Source organism: Salinibacterium sp. CAN_S4, from assembly GCF_015752305.1.
Taxonomy (GTDB): domain Bacteria; phylum Actinomycetota; class Actinomycetes; order Actinomycetales; family Microbacteriaceae; genus Rhodoglobus.
Genome location: NZ_JADOVB010000001.1, coordinates 68,491 through 88,274, shown reverse-complemented (window position 1 = coordinate 88,274; position 19,784 = coordinate 68,491). Strand labels below are relative to the sequence as shown.

23 protein-coding genes are annotated in these 19,784 nt (G+C 65.1%); 4 read left to right on the top strand and 19 right to left on the bottom strand.

Features of this window, described 5'->3' with window-relative positions; genetic code table 11:
- The first annotated feature begins 182 nt into the window (after nt 1-182).
- The gene (locus IWX81_RS00450; RefSeq protein WP_334592465.1) at nt 183-758 is read left to right on the top strand and encodes a M23 family metallopeptidase; all 576 of its coding nucleotides are present in this window, start codon (nt 183-185) and stop codon (nt 756-758) included.
- On the opposite strand, the gene IWX81_RS00445 is transcribed toward IWX81_RS00450, so the two are convergent.
- The gene (locus IWX81_RS00445) at nt 710-2,776 is read right to left on the bottom strand and encodes an MMPL family transporter (protein ID WP_334592463.1); all 2,067 of its coding nucleotides are present in this window, start codon (nt 2,774-2,776) and stop codon (nt 710-712) included. The two genes, IWX81_RS00450 and IWX81_RS00445, sit on opposite strands and share 49 nt — an antisense overlap.
- 114 nt (nt 2,777-2,890) lie before the next feature.
- Here IWX81_RS00445 and IWX81_RS00440 point away from each other — a divergent pair, with 114 nt between their 5' ends.
- The gene (locus IWX81_RS00440) at nt 2,891-3,364 is read left to right on the top strand and encodes a MarR family winged helix-turn-helix transcriptional regulator (RefSeq protein ID WP_334592461.1); all 474 of its coding nucleotides are present in this window, start codon (nt 2,891-2,893) and stop codon (nt 3,362-3,364) included.
- Between the two features lie 11 nt (nt 3,365-3,375).
- On the opposite strand, the gene IWX81_RS00435 is transcribed toward IWX81_RS00440, so the two are convergent.
- The 11 genes from IWX81_RS00435 to rplS all read right to left on the bottom strand — a co-directional run bounded on the left by IWX81_RS00435 (nt 3,376) and on the right by rplS (nt 12,351).
- Nucleotides 3,376-4,308 carry a tyrosine recombinase XerC gene (locus IWX81_RS00435; protein WP_199279332.1) on the bottom strand — a complete coding sequence of 311 codons (933 nt, stop codon included), beginning with the start codon at nt 4,306-4,308 and terminating at the stop codon, nt 3,376-3,378.
- Complete coding sequence (locus tag IWX81_RS00430; protein ID WP_199279331.1) at nt 4,305-5,240, bottom strand: phosphodiesterase; 936 nt, start codon at nt 5,238-5,240, stop codon at nt 4,305-4,307. The genes IWX81_RS00435 and IWX81_RS00430 overlap by 4 nt, the downstream gene beginning before the upstream one ends.
- Before the next feature lie 53 nt (nt 5,241-5,293).
- Nucleotides 5,294-6,550, bottom strand: a complete 1,257-nt coding sequence (gene dprA / locus IWX81_RS00425) for a DNA-processing protein DprA (RefSeq protein ID WP_199280353.1) — start codon at nt 6,548-6,550, stop codon at nt 5,294-5,296.
- A 2-nt stretch (nt 6,551-6,552) separates the two neighbouring features.
- On the bottom strand, nt 6,553-8,088 hold the full coding sequence (locus tag IWX81_RS00420) for a YifB family Mg chelatase-like AAA ATPase (RefSeq protein ID WP_199279330.1): 1,536 nt from the start codon (nt 8,086-8,088) through the stop codon (nt 6,553-6,555).
- Nucleotides 8,088-8,444, bottom strand: coding sequence for a YraN family protein (locus IWX81_RS00415; RefSeq protein ID WP_199279329.1), 357 nt, complete (start codon nt 8,442-8,444; stop codon nt 8,088-8,090). Before IWX81_RS00415 ends, IWX81_RS00420 begins: the two co-directional genes overlap by 1 nt.
- Nucleotides 8,445-8,529: 85 nt before the next feature.
- A complete protein-coding gene (locus tag IWX81_RS00410) occupies nt 8,530-9,510 on the bottom strand; it encodes a squalene cyclase (protein WP_199279328.1) in 981 nt (326 codons plus the stop codon).
- Nucleotides 9,511-9,573: 63 nt separating this feature from the next.
- Nucleotides 9,574-10,077 (bottom strand): AAA family ATPase, encoded by a 504-nt coding sequence (locus IWX81_RS00405; RefSeq protein ID WP_199279327.1) that lies wholly within the window; start codon nt 10,075-10,077, stop codon nt 9,574-9,576.
- 16 nt (nt 10,078-10,093) lie between these two features.
- A complete protein-coding gene (locus tag IWX81_RS00400) occupies nt 10,094-10,417 on the bottom strand; it encodes a DUF2469 family protein (protein WP_097061390.1) in 324 nt (107 codons plus the stop codon).
- A 44-nt stretch (nt 10,418-10,461) separates the two neighbouring features.
- Nucleotides 10,462-11,157, bottom strand: a complete 696-nt coding sequence (locus IWX81_RS00395) for a ribonuclease HII (protein ID WP_199279326.1) — start codon at nt 11,155-11,157, stop codon at nt 10,462-10,464.
- Nucleotides 11,157-11,909: a signal peptidase I gene (lepB, locus tag IWX81_RS00390; RefSeq protein ID WP_199279325.1), complete on the bottom strand. Its 753-nt coding sequence runs from the start codon at nt 11,907-11,909 to the stop codon at nt 11,157-11,159. The genes IWX81_RS00395 and lepB overlap by 1 nt, the downstream gene beginning before the upstream one ends.
- A gap of 94 nt (nt 11,910-12,003) precedes the next feature.
- Nucleotides 12,004-12,351, bottom strand: a complete 348-nt coding sequence (gene rplS / locus IWX81_RS00385; RefSeq protein WP_097061393.1) for a 50S ribosomal protein L19 — start codon at nt 12,349-12,351, stop codon at nt 12,004-12,006.
- Nucleotides 12,352-12,568: 217 nt separating this feature from the next.
- Between rplS and map the strand changes: the two genes are divergently transcribed.
- Complete coding sequence (map, locus tag IWX81_RS00380) at nt 12,569-13,336, top strand: type I methionyl aminopeptidase (RefSeq protein WP_199279324.1); 768 nt, start codon at nt 12,569-12,571, stop codon at nt 13,334-13,336.
- Between the two features lie 14 nt (nt 13,337-13,350).
- Here map and trmD read toward each other — a convergent pair whose 3' ends face one another.
- The 5 genes from trmD to IWX81_RS00355 form a co-directional block, all read right to left on the bottom strand.
- Nucleotides 13,351-14,028 carry a tRNA (guanosine(37)-N1)-methyltransferase TrmD gene (gene trmD, locus IWX81_RS00375; RefSeq protein ID WP_199279323.1) on the bottom strand — a complete coding sequence of 226 codons (678 nt, stop codon included), beginning with the start codon at nt 14,026-14,028 and terminating at the stop codon, nt 13,351-13,353.
- A 2-nt stretch (nt 14,029-14,030) separates the two neighbouring features.
- Complete coding sequence (gene rimM / locus IWX81_RS00370) at nt 14,031-14,582, bottom strand: ribosome maturation factor RimM (protein WP_199280352.1); 552 nt, start codon at nt 14,580-14,582, stop codon at nt 14,031-14,033.
- 120 nt (nt 14,583-14,702) lie between these two features.
- A complete protein-coding gene (locus IWX81_RS00365) occupies nt 14,703-14,939 on the bottom strand; it encodes an RNA-binding protein (RefSeq protein ID WP_199279322.1) in 237 nt (78 codons plus the stop codon).
- A gap of 3 nt (nt 14,940-14,942) precedes the next feature.
- Nucleotides 14,943-15,398, bottom strand: a complete 456-nt coding sequence (rpsP, locus tag IWX81_RS00360) for a 30S ribosomal protein S16 (RefSeq protein WP_199279321.1) — start codon at nt 15,396-15,398, stop codon at nt 14,943-14,945.
- A 148-nt stretch (nt 15,399-15,546) separates the two neighbouring features.
- Complete coding sequence (locus IWX81_RS00355; protein WP_334592449.1) at nt 15,547-16,488, bottom strand: DMT family transporter; 942 nt, start codon at nt 16,486-16,488, stop codon at nt 15,547-15,549.
- 168 nt (nt 16,489-16,656) lie between these two features.
- On the opposite strand from IWX81_RS00355, the gene IWX81_RS00350 reads away from it, so the two are divergent.
- Nucleotides 16,657-17,340, top strand: coding sequence for a peroxiredoxin-like family protein (locus tag IWX81_RS00350; protein ID WP_199279320.1), 684 nt, complete (start codon nt 16,657-16,659; stop codon nt 17,338-17,340).
- Nucleotides 17,341-17,365: 25 nt separating this feature from the next.
- Here the strand turns inward: IWX81_RS00350 and IWX81_RS00345 are convergent, their stop codons facing one another.
- Both IWX81_RS00345 and ffh read right to left on the bottom strand, forming a co-directional pair.
- On the bottom strand, nt 17,366-18,160 hold the full coding sequence (locus IWX81_RS00345) for an LLM class F420-dependent oxidoreductase (RefSeq protein WP_199279319.1): 795 nt from the start codon (nt 18,158-18,160) through the stop codon (nt 17,366-17,368).
- A gap of 35 nt (nt 18,161-18,195) precedes the next feature.
- Nucleotides 18,196-19,755, bottom strand: coding sequence for a signal recognition particle protein (gene ffh, locus IWX81_RS00340; RefSeq protein ID WP_199279318.1), 1,560 nt, complete (start codon nt 19,753-19,755; stop codon nt 18,196-18,198).
- Nucleotides 19,756-19,784 lie beyond the last annotated feature (29 nt).

Genomic DNA, 19,784 nt, shown 5'->3' with positions numbered 1-19,784 from the left:
TTCAGCAGCCTCGTGCCATTTCTCAGTTTTTCCCGCTACCGGTCGGTGCGGAACCTGGTGCCCGGGCACACAACCGCCTGTTTCCAGGACTGAATGGATGTGGTGGCCAAAGGTGTTCTGTTCCGTTTACCGGGCGAACACGGGCACGCGTAGTCACCCGGATTGCTCCGAGTGCTTCGAAAATGATAGCACCGCTCCCCCACTTCGCGCGCTACCGCCATTACTTCACGAGTGCTGCCGTGCTCGGGCGCGCAACGTGGCCGGATCGCGATCATGGGTGGATGCTCCGATCCATCATCGTCGTTTCATTGATGCTGCTCGTGCCGGGCACTGTCGACTCCGCCGCTCCCCGACCGGCATGGGACTGGCCGGTGGACCCGCCCCGGGTACTGATACGCCAGTACCTGGCACCAGCGACCGCGTACTCCAGCGGACACCGCGGAGTCGATCTCCCGGCCGGCAGCGGCACTGTGCACGCGCCAGCCGATGGCGTCGTGCACTTCGCCGGGGTGGTCGTCGACCGCCCCGTGCTGTCGATCAGGCACCCCGGCGGCCTCATCTCGAGCTACGAGCCGGTCGAAACCACGCTCAGTAAAGGGGACGCCGTTGCTCGCGGTGACCCGATCGGCACGGTCATCGTGGGGCATTGCACCGGTGCTTGCCTGCACTTCGGTGTTCGATTCGACGGGCAATACGTCTCTCCGCTGCTCTACCTCGGAGGCATAGAACCGTCAGTGCTGCTTCCCACCAGGCGATGAGCGTGGTGGTGTGCCGGGCGGCCTGGCCACCAGAACTTCTCGCCGGTGATGAAGGCGAGCGATGGCACGATAACGGTCCTCACGAGCAGGGTGTCGAGAAGAACGCCGATGCACACGATGATCCCGATCTGGGTGAGGGTGATCAGCGGCAGCACCCCCAGCACGGCGAAGACAGCGGCCAGCAGGATTCCCGCGCTGGTGATCACGCCACCGGTTGTCGACAGGGCCCGGATCATTCCCACCTTCGTGCCGTGCTCGATGGACTCCTCCTTCGCTCTCGTCACCAGGAAGATGTTGTAGTCGACACCGAGCGCCACGAGGAAGAGGAAGCTGAAGAGCACGACGTTCGTATCCACCGCTGGGAAATCGAACACCGACCTGAATAGCAGCCAGCTTGCTCCGAGGCTGGCGAAGAACGACGCGACGACGGTGGCCAGCAGCAGCAGAGGGGCGACGAGAGACCTCAACAGCACCACGAGCACGAGGAACACGAGGATCAGGATGAGCGGAATCACGAGATTCTGGTCGGCGGTCTGCGCCGCCGTGACGTCCAGGGTCTGCGCATCGAGCCCGCCGACGAGAGCGTCGGCCCCGTCGATCCCGTGCACAGCGTCACGCAGTTCCGTCACCGCGGAGAACGACTCCGGGGTTTCTGCGGCGGCGTCCAGCACGACGTCGACCTGGGTAATGGTGCCGTCCGTGACGCCGGGAGTGGCCGAGACGACTCCGTCGACGGCGGTGGCGGCATCCACGACGTCGTCGACCGTGTCGTTGTTGGAGATGATCACAACGGGAGATCCGCTACCGGCAGAGAACGCGTCAGCGAGGATGTTCTGACCGACGACAGCTTCGGGCACAGCCGTGAAGCGCTCGGTCTGCGCGAGACCGATGCGGATCTGGGGCACGCCCAGTGCGAGCGCACCCAGCACCAGGGCACCGACGATCGCGACGGCGACAGGCTTGCGGGAGACCAGAATCCCGAGCCTGTGCCAGACTCCGCGATCGGCGCTTCCTTGTGAGCCGAATTTCGGGATGTAGGGCCAGAACAGCCCGCGGCCGAAGAGCACGAGCGCTGCGGGCAGGACGAACAGCGCGAAGATCATGGCGATGACGACCCCCACGGCGCAGGCAATGCCGAGGGCACGGTTGCCATCGAGCTGGGCAAAGGCGAGAGTGAGCAACGCCAGCACGACCGTGCTGCCGCTGGCGAGGATGGCGGGCCCGGCACCGCGCAGGGCTTTCGCCATGGCCTGCCGACGATCTTCGACAACTCGCAGTTCGTCGCGATAGCGGGCGATCAGCAGCAGGGCGTAGTTGGTACCGGCACCGAAGACCAGCACCGAGAGGATGCCCGTGATGGAGGCATCCAGGGTGATTCCGAGGAGCGACCCCACCCTCGCCGCCACGATCCCGGCGAGTCCGTCGGCGAGCCCCACGACGACCAGGGGCACGAGCCACAGCCAGGGGCTGCGATACGTCACGAGCAGAAGCACGCCGACCACGATCACGGTGGTGAGCAACAGGGTGACGTCGGCACCTTCGAAGACGGCGGCGACATCCACGGCGAACCCCTCGGGGCCGGTCAGGAGCGCGCCCAGGCCGCTCGGCAGACCGTCGTTGGCGATGCCGCGGAGCTCGGTTGCGCGGTCAGCCTGTTCCCCCACGTCGCTCAACGATTCGAGCGGCACGACGACTAGCGCCGCAGTGCCATCGTCAGAGATCGAGGGCGGTGGAACGAATCCATCGAGCGAGAGGTCAGCGAGTTCGGCAGCCCTGTCGGTAATGGCCGCTACGTCGGAGTCGGTGAGTCGATCACGGGCGGATTCCGCATCCGTCATGTCACCGCCCCTGCTGAACACCAGCAGGGCGGAACTCGCGTCGGTGCCAGGCAGGTTCTCCTGCGCAGCAGCCACCAGCGATGATTCGGCGCTCGAGGGGAGACCGACGCCAGGGGACGACTCTCCATCAGCTCCCGAACCGATCGAAAAGAGCGCGCCTGCTGCGAGAACTGCACCCACGAGAACAATCCACGACGTCCTGCGAGCTGTAATGAAATGCGTGAGCCGATTCATAATTTCTTTCGATAGTCGAACTACTTACCTGTCGAAAAAGATAGCGCTAAACTCGGCAACATGACAACCGCGTATGACACTCCGGATGCCGCGGGTGGCTCCGTCCATCGCGCGACCGTGTTGCTGCGCGAGATGATTTCAGCGAATGACGCATTCGTCGATCACATGAGGCGTGAGTTGTCGGTCAATTCCACAGACCTCGATGCCATGACCCATCTGATCTCGAGCGGACCCCTCGGGCCCACCGATCTCGCAAAACGACTCCACCTGAGCACCGCTGCCGTCACGACGGTGGTCGACAGGCTCGAAGCCGTCGGTCACGTGAGTCGTGCGCAGCATCCGACCGACCGTCGATCAGTCGTTATCGTGCCGAGCCCCCCATCAGTCGCCCAGGCCATGGGGGTGCTCATGCCGATGATCACGGGCATCGACAGCGTCATCGGTTCATTTCCTGCCGACCAGCGCGACGTGATCACCGACTACCTGGAGCGCGTGCTCACCGTCTACCAGGCTCAGGTCCCCTCCGGTTCCTGACCCCGGCACCCTCAGGCGCGGGGATGGGCGATGCGGTAGCTCTCCTTGAGCCGCTCGGTGGAGACGTGGGTGTACAGCTGCGTCGTTCCGAGACTCGCGTGCCCGAGCATCTCCTGAACGGACCTGAGGTCTGCTCCCCCATCGAGAAGATGGGTCGCTGCCGTGTGACGAAGAGTGTGGGGTCCGGCAGGACCCGATCCCGGAACCGACTCGAGCAGTGCCGACACGAGTCCGTACACCGTACGATTCGCGAGGCGCCCTCCGCGAGCGCCGACGAACAGCGGGGCAGATCCACCTGGTGTCATCCCACTCTCGATTGCCCTCTCCACGACCAGCGCGGGCCGGCCGTGTCGCAGGTAGGTGTCGATCGCTGCGCGCGCCGGCACACCGTAGGGCACCACCCTCTCCTTTGAGCCTTTCCCGAGAACGCGGACGGTCAGCCGCCCCTGGTCGACATCGGCAACCCCGAGCCCTGTGAGTTCGCTGACGCGGAGCGCAGAGGCGTACAGCAGTTCGACGATCGCGAGGTCGCGTAGAGCGAGGGGATCACCGGAGCTGGCACGGTGTGCGAGAGTGCCCAGGATCGAATCCATCTGCTCGCGGTTGAGCACCCGAGGCAGGTGGTGCTCGGATTTCGGCGCTTTGAGGCGCGCAGCGGCATCGGTCGGGACGGCATCCGTGCGCGCCAGCCAACTGGTGAGGCTCCGGGCGGATGCGGCTCGCCTCGCCAGAGTGGCACGGGAGAGCCCATCCTGTGACGACCGCCAGAGCCAGTCGCGCAGCAGGTCGAGGTCGAGGTCACCGTCGTCCACGGCACCGCGTTCGGCAGCAAAGGCAGCGAGCTGGAGCAGGTCTGAGCGGTATGACCGCACCGTATGTTCGCTGAACCCGCGCTCCGCGGCCAGATGGTCGATGAACTTCCCTACGGTGACTTCGAGGGTCATGCCTGCCCCGAACTCTCCTCTTCGGCCATGTTGAAGGTCGAGTTCTTGGACGAGAACGCTTCGAGACGCTCCTCGGGTGTCATGGCCTCGAGCTGCGGCAGAGCCGATGCGGGGAAACCCGAGACTTCCGTGGTGGCGCCGACGGGAATGATCGAGTGCACCAGTTGCTCGCCGTAGACATGGACGACATTGACGGACTGGCCGAAATCGACGCCGGAGAGCAACCTGTCTTCGGCGCTGATGTCGAGCGTGTAGCAGGTAGCCGAGGCGACGGAGACCGGGATTCCGGCGAACGTGCTGTGCGTGGAGTAGTGCAGGTGTCCGGCGAGGATGGCTCGAACGTCCGATCCGCGAAGGACCTCAGCCAGCCGGGGCTGGTCGCGCAGCTCGAGCATGCCCATGGCTTCCAGCATGGGGGTGGGGATGGGCGGGTGATGGATGGCGAGAATCGTGCCGTGCTCGGCCGGGCTGGCCAGCACGTCGGCCAGCCAGTCGAGTTGATCGTCGGTGATCTCGCCGTGATGGTATCCGGGCACAGTGGTGTCGAAGGAGATGATTCGGAGGCCATCCACGTTGTAGACGCGGTCCTGGGGGGCTTCGGACTCTTCGCCGAACAGCAGTCGCGAGTACTCGATGCGCTCGTCGTGATTGCCCATCACCCAGATCAGTTGCGCGCCCATGCGCGCCGCGGCGGGCTCGACGATCGCCTTCAGCCGCTCGTAGGCATCAGGCTCCCCGAGGTCCGCCAGATCGCCGGTAAACACGATGGCCTGTGGTGTGGCGCTCGATCGTTCGAGCTGGGCCATCGCCCGTGAGAGGTGCTCGATGGTGTCTACCTGCCCGTACAATGGGCGCCCGCCACCGAGGAGGTGGGTGTCGCTGACGTGCGCAATGACGTGGGATGCGGCGGGATACTGTCCGAGTTGGATCACACTCCCAGACTATTCCGCCCCACTGCCATTGCGCCCCCTTACTGCTCAGGGGCTCATGACTGACCGCGCTTCTCCGACGACTCTGTGCGCCTGGTCCACCCCCGCTCTCCCTCGCGGACCGCGCCGTCCAGAAGCATCCGCCCCAGTTCGGCGCGGACATCCCCGATCGACAACCCCGACCGTGTCGCGATGTCGCTGGCCTGCCGTGGTGATCGGCTGCTGAGCGCATCCACGACCCTGGCTGTGGTGGGGTTTCTGCTGGCGGAGCTGGTATCTCCGCGTGGCGATGCGGGCTCGTCACCGGCTCTGGTTATGTGAGCATCCAGTGGGGCCAGTTCGGCCATCTCTTCCGCGCTCGTGACACACGTGACGAGCGAATCGCGGATCAGCTTGTGACAACCGGCAGAGGCCGCGCTGGTGACGGGTCCCGGCACCGCGCCCACGGGTCTCGACAGGCTGAGAGCGTGATGCGCGGTGTTGAGAGAACCGGAACGCCAGCCCGCTTCGATCACCATCGTCGCGAGACTCGCGGCAGCGATCAGCCGATTTCGCTGCAGGAACCGCCATCGCGTGGGCTGGGATCCGCAGGGCAGTTCCGAGATCACCATTCCGTGCTCAACGATCCGGCCCAGCAGCGCATCGTGACCACTCGGATAGAAGCGGTCAACCCCTCCAGCGAGGAACGCCACCGTCATCCCGTGACTGGCCAGCGCCGCCCGATGGGCCATCCCGTCGATTCCATAGGCCGCCCCGGAGACTATCGCGTATCCGCGGTCCACCAGTCCGGCCGATGCCTCCATCGTGACGTGTTCGCCGTATCCGGTCGCGGCCCGTGCGCCGACCAGCGAAATCGACCGACCGAGCGATGCGAGAGCCTGTTCGGTGCCCCGAGTCCACAGCGCCAGTGGGGCGTATGCACCGAGGTCATCGAGTGGAGCTGGCCATGACTCGTCGCCGGGCACCCGCAGTCTGGCGCCGAAGCGCGCGGCCTGGCGAAGAGCGACGATGGTGCGACCGGGCTCGAGTCGCGGCATCCACCGATCCACGGCCGTCTGGATGTCACCAGCCGAGAGGTTGCTCGACCCGAGCCTCTCGAGGAACGCCCCAGGAGTCCAGCGGTCGATGAGAGCGGTCAGCGCCATCGGCGCTCCGAGCGTGGCGACGAGCTCCCCTGCGACGCTGTCGCCCGGTTCTGAGATTCCACTCCAGGCAGCGCGCGCGAATCGCTCCTCGATGCCGCCGCGGTCGAGATCGGCGCCAGCCACACTCCTCACCAGCTCGGCGACCTCTGCTTCTTTCACACCGAACATACTCAACTCGAGATCGCCCTCCTCAGGAACAGCGCCTGCCCCACGTGCCCGGCCGTGGGGACCACGGCACCGTCCAGATCGCAGATGGTCCACGCCAGCCGCAGGATGCGGTCATAGCCACGCATGGTGATTCCGCCGCGCTCGAGTGCGCGGTCGATGTCGGTTGTCGTCGACAGCCCCAGCCGCGTCGCCCGGCTCCTCAGCCAGGTTCCCGGAACCTCCGAGTTCACCGACCACGGTGTGGAAGCGAGCCGGTCGGCAGCCGCAGCCCTGGCATCCACCACTTTCACCCTGGCCGACGCACTGGACGTGTGCGAGCCCTCGGCGGACACCCTCAATTGCGCGGCCGTGATGCGCTGCACCCTGAACTGGATGTCGATGCGGTCGAGCAGTGGGCCGGACAGCCTGCCGACATACCGTCGGCGGGAGTTCGGCGGGCAGGTGCACTCCGAGTCTTTCGCTCCATACTGGCCGCACGGGCAGGGATTCGCTGCCATCACGAGCTGGAAGCGGCCCGGGAAGTGCGCGACCGCGTTGGCGCGATGGATGCTGATGACGCCGGATTCGAGCGGCTGCCGCAACGCATCCAGCACCGAGGGCGAAAATTCCGGGGCTTCGTCGAGGAAGAGCACGCCGTGGGATGCCCGAGCCGCCGCCCCCGGACGGATCTGCCCGCTGCCCCCGCCCACGAGAGCTGCCGCGGTCGCCGTATGGTGAGGACTCTCGAGTGGAGGTCGCCTGGACAGGGCCCCTCCGACCGGCAGGCCGCACAGGGATCTGATCGAACTCACTTCAAGCGCGGCCTCGGAGTCGAGATCGGGCAGAAGCCCCGGCAGCCGCGAGGCAAGCATCGTCTTCCCCGCCCCGGGAGGACCGAGGAGGAACACGTGGTGGCCTCCAGCAGCGGCGACGATCATGGCCTCGACCGCGTCGGTGTTGCCAGCGACATCCGCCAGGTCACCCGAATCGTCTATCCGCTCGTGAAGAACCGGGCGCAGGATGGCGTCGACCGGCTCGGGCTCGAACGCACCGCCGTGCCAGATCGCGGCATCCCGCAGCGAGGCGACGGGAATGACCCTGACGCCGGGCACGAGTGACGCTTCATCCGCGTTGCCGGTCGCGACCATGACCGAGGTGAAGCCCGCACGAGACGCCGCCAACACGCTGGGGAGGATGCCGTCGATCGGCCGCAGCCTCCCGTCGAGGCCGAGCTCGCCCAGGTGAAGCACGGTGTCGATCGACTCCGGCCTGATCGTGCCAGCCGCCGCGAGCGCAGCGAGAGCGATCGCGAGATCGAAACCCGATCCGTGCTTGGGAAGGGCGGCAGGCGAGAGGTTGACGGTGATCTTGCGGTTGGGCAGCCCGCATCCTGAGTTGGTCGCTGCCGCGCGCACCCGGTCTTTTGCTTCGCCAAGCGCTGCATCGGGCAGGCCGATCAGCACGAAGGCGGGGAGATTGCTCGAGATGTCTGCCTCGATCTCGACCACGGCCCCGCGCAGGCCCAGCAGCGATACCGACCAGGTGCGGCCGATCGCCATCAGAACACCCGCTCGAGATGCTCTACTTCGACCTCACCGACGGCAGGCATGATGATGCCGACGGCATCGATCCTGATGCTGTCGTATCTGCCGGGGTGAGCTTCACACCAGGCAGCAGCCAGCCGACGGAGCCGGGCGAGCTTGGTGGCGGTGATGGCTTCGAGTGGATGCCCGAATGCGACGCTCGACCGGGTTTTCACCTCGACGAACACGAGTTCGCCTCCGTGCTGCGCCACGAGGTCGATCTCGCCCTGGGCGCACCGCCAGTTGCGGTCGATGATGGACAGCCCCGCCAGCTGCAGGTACCTCGCGGCGACTGCTTCACCGCGCACGCCCAGTGCATCTTTTGCTGCCATGCCTCGAGAGTGGCGCACTGGGTCATGTTCGGGACGCTGTCCGCTCGATCAGTGCTCTACTACGACCTCACCACGCTGTGGAGGACTAGTGGCTCGCAGCGTCCCACCATCGGAGAGCGCGCATGGCGTGGAACGTCAGCCACGGCGACGGTTCGCCGGCATCCACATCCACCTCGAACCAGACGCGGCCGGGGTGACGGCGCCCCTGGAGCCAGGTCCCGTCAGGCTGGCGGTCAGCGCGGATCACCTCGACGGCGTCAGCCATCCGGGGGTCGGGAGCCACTCCATCGTGCAGCGATGCCTCCCTGACATAGTCGACAGCGTGAAGCACGCTGTAGAACCAGCGGAACGGATATGCGAACTTATCGACCCAGGGTGCGACCTGCTCGCCCGTCGAGAGCCGGAACATCAACCGACGCTCGAGCAGGTACTCCTGCGCAGCCAGGCGGGCAGCCGTCAGCTCGCGACTGCCACCGGTTGCCTTCTCGAAGGAGAGAATCCCGTCCAGCGCATTGAGTGTGGAATGGAAGGAGGACCGCGTCGAACCGTTCTCCCATTCGCAGTTCCACCCGCCCTCCGACATCTGGTGCTCGACGAACCATTGCGCGATACCGGTCACGTCAGCTCCGAGCCACGCGCCGTTCGCAATGGTGAAGCCGTTGATGCACGCGTCCACCTCCCCCATCCAGTAACTGACGCTGGAGTCGTACTCCCAGTGGCTGTTGGTCGCGAGCTTCTCGGCAGTATTGCCGAGGGCAGCGGCATCCGTTCCCAGGTCACGAAGCAGGTTGAGTGACCAGGTCGTCGCCGTGTACGGCTGGCCAGCACCTTCTGCGGCTTCGGGTCCCTCGAAATCGAAGTCTTTCGGGAAGTAGGCGCCGCCGGCCCACTGACCGTCATCATCCTGAAGAGCGAGCAGGCGCGCCCCGAAGCCTTCGGTCGCCACTCGGCTGCGAGTCGTTTCCCATACTTCAGGGGGCGAACCCACAAGATCACGTTCGACCCGCCACCGGAGGGACGGATCAGAGTCGAGCATCCACCCGATAAGCGCCTCTTCGTCGATCATGGTCACGAGGGTACTCCCAGGCTGTGACACAGCTCGATGACCACATTCGCGGGCGTGTGGTTCTCACCGTGACGAGAGTGCGTCCGCCAGTTCATGGGCCGGTAATGAGGCGTCCACGATGTCAGTTTCGCGACGCAACCACGGGAGAGCCGCAACGTAGTCATCGATACGCTCGAGTCGCCAGTTCACGGATCCAGCTTCGATCTCATCGGATCGGATTCTGCGCTCCAGTTCACCCACAGGGACGTTCAGCGTTATCGCTCTGACCGGGAGGTCGGCCAGGCCCTCGCGTAGTTCGGCCCAATAAGCCTCCACGAACACCGATTGAGGGACGATGAGGGTACCGCCGAGTTCCTCGTGCAGTTCTGTCAGATAGGTAACGACCAGCGCTCGCCACGCTGGCCAATCCTGGAAATTCTGAACGGGCCGAAGGGTGCTGAGTACCGGATTCAGCAGGTACCCGATGCGCTCGGTGTCGATGAAGTGGGCATTGGGCATCCGCTGCACCATCAGGTTTGCGAGCGTGGTCTTGCCTGCCCCGAAAGGCCCGTTGATCCAGAAGATCATGTGGTCCCGCCGATCGCTATTCGTCGAGCGCGAGCTCTTTCGGAAGCTCCAGCTCTTTCGCCGACAGCTCTTCGACGTTGACGTCTTTGAACGTGAGCACCCGCACGGATTTCACGAAACGATCAGAGCGGTAGACGTCCCAGACCCACACATCATTCATCGTGAGTTCGAAGTAGAAGTCGTGCTCGGTGTCCTGGCGCACGAGCTCGACCTCGTTGGCGAGGTAGAACCTCCGCTCGGTCTCCACCACGTAGCGGAACTGGCTCACGACATCGCGGTACTCGCGGTACAGCGCAAGCTCGACCTCGCGGTCGTAGTCTTCGAACTCGTCTTCATCCATGCTGCGTTGAGTCTAATCGGTTGAGACAGCGCAGGCAGGAGCCCTCAGTCGCCGGCTCCTTCGGCGCTGGCGTCGCTGGAGTGCTGCGCGCTCTTCCCCGCTCCAGCGCGCAACCACGTGTGCCGGTGGAGTTCGGTCGCGCCGAGACTCGCAATGGCCGCGAAATGCTCCGCGGATCCGTATCCCTTGTTGCCCTTCCAGCCGTAACCCGGCAGGGATTCGTCAGCCGCGATCATCAGCCGGTCGCGATGCACCTTCGAGATGACGGATGCCGCTGCCACTGAGGCGCAGTCCCTGTCGGCTTTCACCTGCGTTCGCACGCGCAGCGGGGTGGCGAGTGCCGGGCTCAGCCAGTCGAACGATCCGTCGAGCAGCACCACACACTCCATGATGGATGCCCCTGACTCGTGCAGCGCGGTGAGGGCGCGTTTGCCCGCCAACCCCAGCGCGGCCATGATGCCGAACGAGTCGACCTCGGCCGCCGTGGCGAGACCGACCGCGGAGTGCAGCGACCACTCCTGCGCCAGCGGAGCCAGCGCTTCCCGCCGCTTCTCGCTCAGCATCTTCGAATCCCGCATGCCTGCCGGTTGCGTGCCGATTCCAGGGCCGACCACCGACATCCCGACAGCGACGGGCCCCGCGATGGCACCCCGCCCGACCTCGTCGCAGCCGATGACGAACCTCGCACCGTCGCTGTGGAGCTGGCGCTCCAGATCGAGAGTCGGATCAGCGACGGGCATTACTGCCCTGAGGTGCCGCTGCCGACATCACGGAAGGTCACCGGATAGTTGTCGAGCCAGGTCCATCGGTCGACGGGCCAGCTGATGAGCAGGGCACGTCCCACGATGTTGCTGATCGGCACGAAACCGCCGGTCGGGTCGTCGCGGTGATACGCGGAGTCTGCCGAGTTGTAACGGTTGTCCCCCATCACCCAGAGCTTGTCTTCGGGGACCGTCACCTCCCAGTCGTCGCGCGTCGCCTTGGAGACGCCATCAGGCAGAAGAATGTACGGCTCTTCGAGCGGGATTCCGTTGACCGTGATCTGGCCGAAGTCGTTGCAACACCTGACCGTGTCGCCCGGCAGTCCGATGACACGCTTGATGAGGTGGTCGTTGCTGTCGGGCGCACTCAGCCCCACGAAGCCGAGCACGGCATCCACCGCTCCGACGAAGCCATTCACCGGCACGTCGACCTTCGGGGGAAGCCAGTTTCCCGGGTCGCGGAAGACGACGACATCGCCGTGCTCGATGGGGATGAGCCCCGGTTCGAGCTGGTTGACGATGATGCGATCCTGCTGGATGAGGGTGCTGTTCATCGAGTCCGACGGGATGTAGAACGAGCGGATCAGGAAGGTCTTGATCAGGAACGAGATCAGCAGCGCCGCCAGGAATATCAACAGGATGTCGCGGAGAAAGATCTTCCATCCACGACCGTTGCGCGGTCGCCTCGAATCAGCACCGTCGGCGACGGCAGGCTGCACTTCACTTGTCATTAAACCCCTGAGCTCCCAGCAAGCATATGTTGCCGGGAGCTCAGGAAATGCTCATAACGCCTTCGGCAAGGGAGCCGATAGGCGATGCGCTGACTTAGAAGTCGCGCTTCTCTTTGATCTTCGCCTTCTTGCCGCGAAGAGCGCGGAGGTAGTACAGCTTGGCGCGTCGGACGTCACCGCGGGTGACGATCTCGATGTGGTCGATGACCGGGGAGTGAACCGGGAAGGTTCGCTCGACACCGATCTGGAAGCTGACCTTGCGAACACAGAAAGTCTCGCGGACACCCTCACCCGAGCGGCCGATGACGACGCCCTGGAAAACCTGGATTCGTGCGCGCGTGCCTTCGATGATGTTGACGTGCACCTTGACGTTGTCGCCGGCGCGGAAGTCCGGGATGTTGTCTTTCAGTGAGGGTGCATCGACTGCGTCGAGGATATGCATGGAGTTTTCGCTCTCTGCGCCCGCCACAGGCCGAACGCGTGTTCAGTAGAAAAGAATGGAGTGTGTGCCCGATGAATCTCCATGAAGACCAACCGAAACCCCTGTGGCAGAGCCGGATGTGGGCACGAACGATCATTCTCGCACATCCGGCGGGTCCATGGCTACTTGGTTCGCCATCGCGGAGGGTGCTCACCAGCCACGCCGTACTATCGGTCAGGTGATAGAACTACGCACCCCCGCCGAGATCGAGCAGATGCGCGCCGCCGGACGGTTCGTCGCGAGTGTACTCGAGGCCACTGCCGCGGCATCCACAGTCGGCACCAACCTGCTGTCTCTCGACAGGCTGGCCCACGACATGATCCGCAAGGTCGGCGCGGAGAGCTGCTACATCGACTACCACCCGTCGTTCGGCGCCTCGCCCTTCGGCAAGGTCCTGTGCACCTCGGTCAATGACGCGGCACTCCACGGGCTCCCTCACGACTACACCCTGCGTGACGGTGACCTGGTCTCTCTCGATTTCGCGGCCTCGGTCAATGGATGGGTTGCCGACTCGGCCATCAGCTTCGTCGTGGGCACCGCCGCCCCGGAAGACATTGCCCTCATCGACACCACGACCCGCGCGCTCGACGCCGGTATCGCGGCCGCGACGATCGGCAACAGGATCGGCGACATCTCGGCCGCGATCGGCGCCGTCGCCCACGCGGACGGCTACAGCGTCAACGTCGACTTCGGTGGCCACGGCGTGGGTCGCACGATGCACGGCGATCCGCACATCCCCAACGACGGCCGGCCCGGTCGAGGCCTCCCCCTGCGCGCCGGACTGGTGTTCGCCATCGAGCCGTGGCTGATGATCGGCACCGACAGAATCTTCACGGACCCGGATGGCTGGACCCTTCGCAGCGAAGACGGCTCCAGGGCCGCACACGTCGAGCACACCGTGGCGATCACCGAGAACGGTCCCGTCGTCCTGACGGCCCGCCGCTAGCGACAGGCGGGACGCTACGGCAGCAGGTCCGGCCGAACCCGACGGGTTCTCTCGAGCTGCTGTTCCCGTCGCCAGGCGGCAATAGCTCCGTGATTGCCGCTGAGCAGCACCGGCGGCACATCCAGGTCTCGCCACTGCGCGGGCTTCGTGTAGCTCGGGTATTCGAGCAGGCCGCCTTCGTGGCTCTCTTCGTCAAGGCTCGCGGCATTGCCGATGACGCCGGGGACCAGTCGACCGATCGCCTCGATCATCGCCATGACGGCGACCTCGCCACCGTTCAGCACGTAATCGCCGAGGCTGATCTCGCGAACCCGCGCCTTCGACCTCGCGACATCGATGACCCTCTGATCGATGCCCTCGTACCGGCCGCAGCCGAATACCAGCCTGGGTTCCAGGGCGAGCTCCCGTGCCGTCGCCTGCGAAAAGACTTCGCCTGCCGGTGAAGGGAAGATGACGACGGATTCCTCGACCACCACCGAATCGAGCGCTTCGCCCCACGGCTCAGGTCGCATCACCATGCCGGCGCCCCCGCCGTAGGGGGTGTCATCCACCGTGCGGTGCCGGTCGTGGGTGAAGTCCCGCAGGTTGTGGACGTCGACGTCGATGAGGCCAGACTGGCGTGCCTTGCCTAGCAGCGACACATCGAGCACGCCGAAGAACTCCGGGAAGATCGTCACGATGTCGATCTTCACGGCTAGTTCCCGGTAGTGGACTCGGCCTCGTCGGGCACGTCGTCGGCGATCTCCTCGAACAGGCCCAGTGGAGGTGTGACCGTCATGGTGCCGGCCTCGATGTCGACCGCGGCGACGATCGCCTTCACGAACGGGACGAGCACATCCCCGGTTTCAGTGTCGACCGTGATGAGATCCTGCGCGGGAAAATGATCGATCTGTGAGATCGTTCCGACCTTGACGCCGTCGCGCATGACGGACAGCCCGATGAGCTGGTGGTCGAACCAGGCATCTTCTTCATCGGACTTCTCCGCGGGATCGTGTTCGATCCAGAGGATGGCCTTGATGAGGGTCTCGGCCGTGGAGCGGTCGAGGATGCCCTTGAAGAAGGCGACAGGCTGGGCGTTGTAGAACTTGAGCTCGATCAGCTCGAGAGTCTTACCATGCCAGTCCGAACTGCTGGGCACCTGAAGGGAGAACACGGCGCCCGGAACGAAACGTCGTTCCGGGGCATCCGTGTACAGCTCGACCTTGATGGCACCTTTGAGGCCGTGCGCCTTGGTGAGGCGCCCCACCCTCAATTGCGATTTGTTCGGTTTCGAGACCGCCTGACCGGTCGACGAATCCTGAGCCTCGCTGTCTTTCGACTTCGTGGATGTCGCTGGGGCTACCTTGTGCTCTGACACCGTGACTGACTAAGCGTCGGTGTCGACCACGTCGACGCGCACGCGCTGGCCGTCGGCGAGAGCCGAAACCAGGGTGCGGAGCGCCTTCGCGGTGCGGCCTGCGCGCCCGATGACACGGCCGAGGTCTTCTGGGTGCACACGCACCTCGAGGACATCACCGCGCTGCGAGCTTTTTGCGACGACCTGAACCTGGTCGGGGTGATCGACGATCCCCTTGACCAGGTGTTCGAGAGCAGGAGCGAGCATTCGCTACGCCTTGTCGGCGTCTGCTGCGGCTTCCTCAGCGGCGGGCGCCTCGGTGACCTCAGCGTCGTCGGAAGCGACGGGAGCGTCGGCGGGCTTCTCAGCAGGCTTCTCGGCCTTGGGCTTGAGAACCGGCTTCTTCTTCTCGTCGGCCTGGAAAACTTCCTTGGCTTCCTTGGTCTTGACGGTGCTGACGGCGTTCTTGTCGCCCTTGAAGATTCCCCAGTCGCCGGTGAGCTTCAGGATGGCCTCGACCTGCGGGCTCGGCTGTGCGCCGACACCCAACCAGTACTGGGCACGCTCTGAGTCGACCTCGATGAACGACGGCTCTTCGGTGGGGTGGTACTTGCCGATCTCCTCGATCGAGCGACCATCGCGCTTGTTGCGCGAATCGGCGACGACGATGCGGTAGTACGGCGCGCGGATCTTGCCCATGCGCTTGAGACGAATTTTGACGGCCACAATGCTCCTGTTGGTGTGATAACTCGTAGAGAGTTGGTTTTGGTGGCGAACCGCTAGCCGTGAGCGTGGGGGCACACTCGGCACAAAAGCTCTGATGGATTCCTGTCGACGCCGGATTAGAGGGTCGGGGTCGACAAGACTCGACTCGCTATTCTGCCACGGTTTTGCCCGGATCGGTAACGAGGACGGCGGCGGCGGGTGTGCGCGGGCGCCGACGGGACAACGCGACCCCCACGAGACAGACCGCACCACCCACCACGGCGAGTGCCGCTGGCACCTCTCCGAAGACGATGAGGCCGAGCAGGATCACGATGGGCGGCACCAGGTATGTGGTGATTCCGAGCTGGCCCGCGGGGGTGCGGGAGAGTGCGTACGCCCACGTCGTGAACGCGAGCGCGGTCGGCACGGCGCCGAGATAGATCACGCCGGCGATGGCGCTGGCCGGGGCATCCATCGCCTCACGAAGCAGGTCTGCCGAGAACGGAAGGCACGCCACCATGCCGATCACGCACCCCAGCCACGTCACCTGGGTGTGGGGAAGGCGCCTCAGGGCGGGCTTCTGCAGCAGCACTCCGACCGTGTAGGTCAGCGCTGCAGCGATGCACCACAGGACGCCACTGCCGTCCCCCACATCCGACGCGCCTGACGCGATACCGATCAGGATGACACCGAGCAGAGCCACACCGGCTCCGATCGCCAGCCACTTCGGGATTCCCTCACCCAGGAATACGCCGGCTCCGAGCGCCATCAACACGGGCCCGACACCGACGATCATCGCCGTGGTGCCAGCGTCGAGGGTCTGTTCGGCGATGTTGAGGGCGACGTTGTATGCCCCGAACCACAGCACCCCGAAACCGATCACCTGAAGCCATTCGCGTTTCGTCGGCCGCACCCACGCCCCACCCATCAGGGCGATGACGCCGAGCACGATGGCGCCGACCACGAGTCGACCGAGCGCGAGCGCACCACCGGAGATGAACTCGCCGGTTCCCCTGATGACGATGAACGCGCTGGCCCAGGCGAGCACCGTCACGATCATGGCCAGGACCACTCGGCGACCGGGACCCTCGGCGGTTCTGTCGATACTCACCTCGTCAGGCTAGCGACGACGGCCGACCTCGGACGCACCCGGAGACACGATGGCGGGAAGTGGACGAAGTCTGCACATTTTCGACTATGACGCTCCGTTACGGGCTCCCAGCCGGCCTCCCGGTGAAGATGCGTAAGTTCGGTGCACACCACCCCGAGGAGGCACGCCATGAGCAGCACCCAGAGCACCAGCACCAGGAGCACCACGAGCATCCGATCGAGCGTCACCGAATTCACCACCGGCTTCAACGAGGCCGTGGGTCCCGTGCTGGCCGAGGTCTTTGCGCTCGAGCAGAAGGATCTCGTCTCCGCCGGCCTCCCCTCCGCGGTCGTTTCCGCCGGTGACGCCCTTCCCGAGGCAACACTGGTGCGCGCCGACGGAACGACGATCAGACTGCCTGACGAACTCGCCGGCTCCCCCGCTGTGCTCGTCTTCTACCGGGGCGCGTGGTGCCCGTACTGCAATATCACCCTCAAGCATTACAACGAGAACCTCGCTCCTGCCCTCGCCGAGAAAGGTGTTCGCCTCGTCGCGATCAGCCCGCAGACTCCCGAAGGGACAGAAGCCGCGATCCTCAAGGACGACCTCTCGTTCACCGTGCTCTCGGACCCCGGCAACGCCCTCGCGCGCCGACTCGGCATCGTCACGGCGCCCAGCACGGAAGCACAGGATGCTCACGGCCAGCTCGGTTTCGCCGTCGCCGACAACAACGCCGACGCCACCGCGGCCATCCCGTTCCCGACGGTGCTCGTGATCGCGGCCGACGGCGTTGTCACCTTCGCCGACATCCACGTCGACTACACGAGCCGCACCGAGGTGCCGGTCATCCTCGAGGCAGTCGACGCGCTTTAACTACCTTTGTGTTCAGTCGACCGGCTCAGCCGTTCTGGGCATCTCGCCACGCAATCCAGCGCTTCACCTCGGAGAAGTCGTAGTCGGGCCCGGTGATTCCGAGCGTGAACAGGGTCACGCCGTGCGCGAGCAGCGCATCGGCATCGGTCTCGCTGCGGCCGCGGAGTTCGTTCGAGATCTCGATCTGACTCACATCGCGGCCCACAGCAGCGCCGTGCTCTGCCAGGATGCCAAGCTTGCGTTCGAGGTCGTCCGGAGCGGCAAAGCTGTGCCAGATGTCGGCGTGCTGCGCCACGATCCTCAGGGTCTTCTTCTCGCCGCCACCGCCGATCATCACGGGGATCTTGCGGGTCGGGGCCGGGTTGAGCTTCGCCCAGCGCTGCTCGATCCTGGGGAGGGCCTCGGCGAGGGCATCCAGCCGCTGGCCGACAGTGCCGAACTCGTAACCGTATTCGTCGTAGTCGCGCTCGAACCAGCCTGACCCCGTGCCGAAGATGAAACGGCCGGTGCCGGTGTCTCCCGCGCTGATGTGGTCGATGGTACGGGCCATGTCTGCCTGAAGGTCGGGATTGCGGTAGCTGTTGCAGTTGACGAGGCTGCCGAACTCGACACGGCTCGTCAGCTCGGCCCAGGAAGCCAGCTCGGTCCAGGCCTCGAAGTGCAGGCCGTCTGGCTCGCCGCTCAGCGGAAAGAAGTGATCCCAATTGAACAGGATGTCGACCCCGAGCTGCTCGAGCTCCTGGACGGCGGCGCGAATGGTGGGATAGTCGGCGTGCTGCGGCTGGACCTGTACGCCCAGCCTGATCGGTCGTGTCGTCATAACGTCAGACTACGACGAACCCCGGAGCGGGATGATCAGCGGCCGAGAAACTTCTGCAGGCTGGCGAGCTCTTCTTCGGAAGGGCCGCCGGGCGTCGAGCCGAGACCGAAGCCGGATCCACCGGCTGCCGCCGGCTTCGGCGCCGCCAGGGCAGCATTCTCCGCGGCACGCTTGGCGGGGTTACCCGACTTCGAGCCCTTCTTCTTGGGCTGCTGCTTCGACGAACCGAACTTCTGCCCGGGGATCGGGCCCATGCCCGGAATCTGCGGAGTGCCGCCGCGGGCCACGGTCTTCATCATCTTGGCCGCCTGCTCGAAGCGGTTGACGAGGGCGTTGACCTCAGTGACTGTCGTTCCCGATCCGCGGGCGATGCGCACGCGACGCGATCCATTCAGAAGCTTGGGAACCCGGCGCTCCTGCAGCGTCATGGACTGGATGATGGCCTCGGTGCGCGTGATCTCGGATTCATCGAAGTTCTCGAGCTGCTCGCGCATGCCCTTGGCTCCGGGAAGCATGCCGAGCATGTTCTTGATCGAGCCCATGTTCTTGAGCTGCTGCATCTGCGAAAGGAAGTCTTCGAGCGTGAAGGTATCCGTCGCGAACTTCTCGGCGACCTTGCGCGATTCTTCTTCATCGAAGTTCTTCTGCGCCTGCTCGATGAGCGTGAGGATGTCACCGAGGTCGAGGATGCGGCTCGCCATGCGATCCGGGTAGAACGGCTCGAAGTCGTCGAGGGACTCCCCCGTGCTGGCGAACAGGATGGGGCGACCCGTCACACTCGCGACGGAGAGGGCTGCTCCACCCCTCGTGTCGCCGTCGAGCTTCGAGAGCACGACACCCGTGAAGTCGACGCCGTCCTGGAACGCGCGGGCGGTGGTGACGGCATCCTGACCGATCATTGCGTCGATGACGAAGAGCACCTCGTCGGGGTCGACGGCCTTGCGGATGTTGGCTGCCTGCTTCATGAGTTCCGCATCGACACCCAGTCGACCCGCGGTGTCGACGATGACCACGTCGTACTGCTTGCGGTTGGCCTCTTTGAGAGCGTCCTTGGCGACCCTGACCGGGTCTCCCTTGCCGTTGCCGGGCTCCGGAGCGTAGACGGCGACCCCGGCCTGCTTCCCCACAACCTGGAGCTGGGTGACAGCATTGGGTCGCTGGAGGTCGGCCGCGACGAGCATCGGAGTGTGGCCCTCGGACTTGAGCCACTTCGCGAGCTTGCCGGCGAGCGTGGTCTTACCTGCGCCCTGGAGGCCGGCGAGCATGATGACGGTCGGCCCGTTCTTGGCGAACTGGATACGACGAGGCTGGCCCCCGTTGAGTTGGCCACCGAGGATCGCGACGAGCTCGTCATTGACGATCTGCACGACCTGCTGGGCCGGGTTCAGCGACTTAGAGACCTCGTCGCCGAGGGCACGGTCCCGCACGCGCCCGGTGAACTCCTTGACGACCTCGAGGGCCACATCGGCCTCGAGCAGGGCGCGCCGGATCTCGCGAACCGTGCCATCGATGTCTGCGGGGCTGAGCTTGCCCTTGCCGCGCAGGTTTTTGAACGTATCGGCGAGACGATCAGTGAGGTTTCCGAAAAGTGCCATGGTGCTGCCAGTTTAACTGCTCGGGAGCG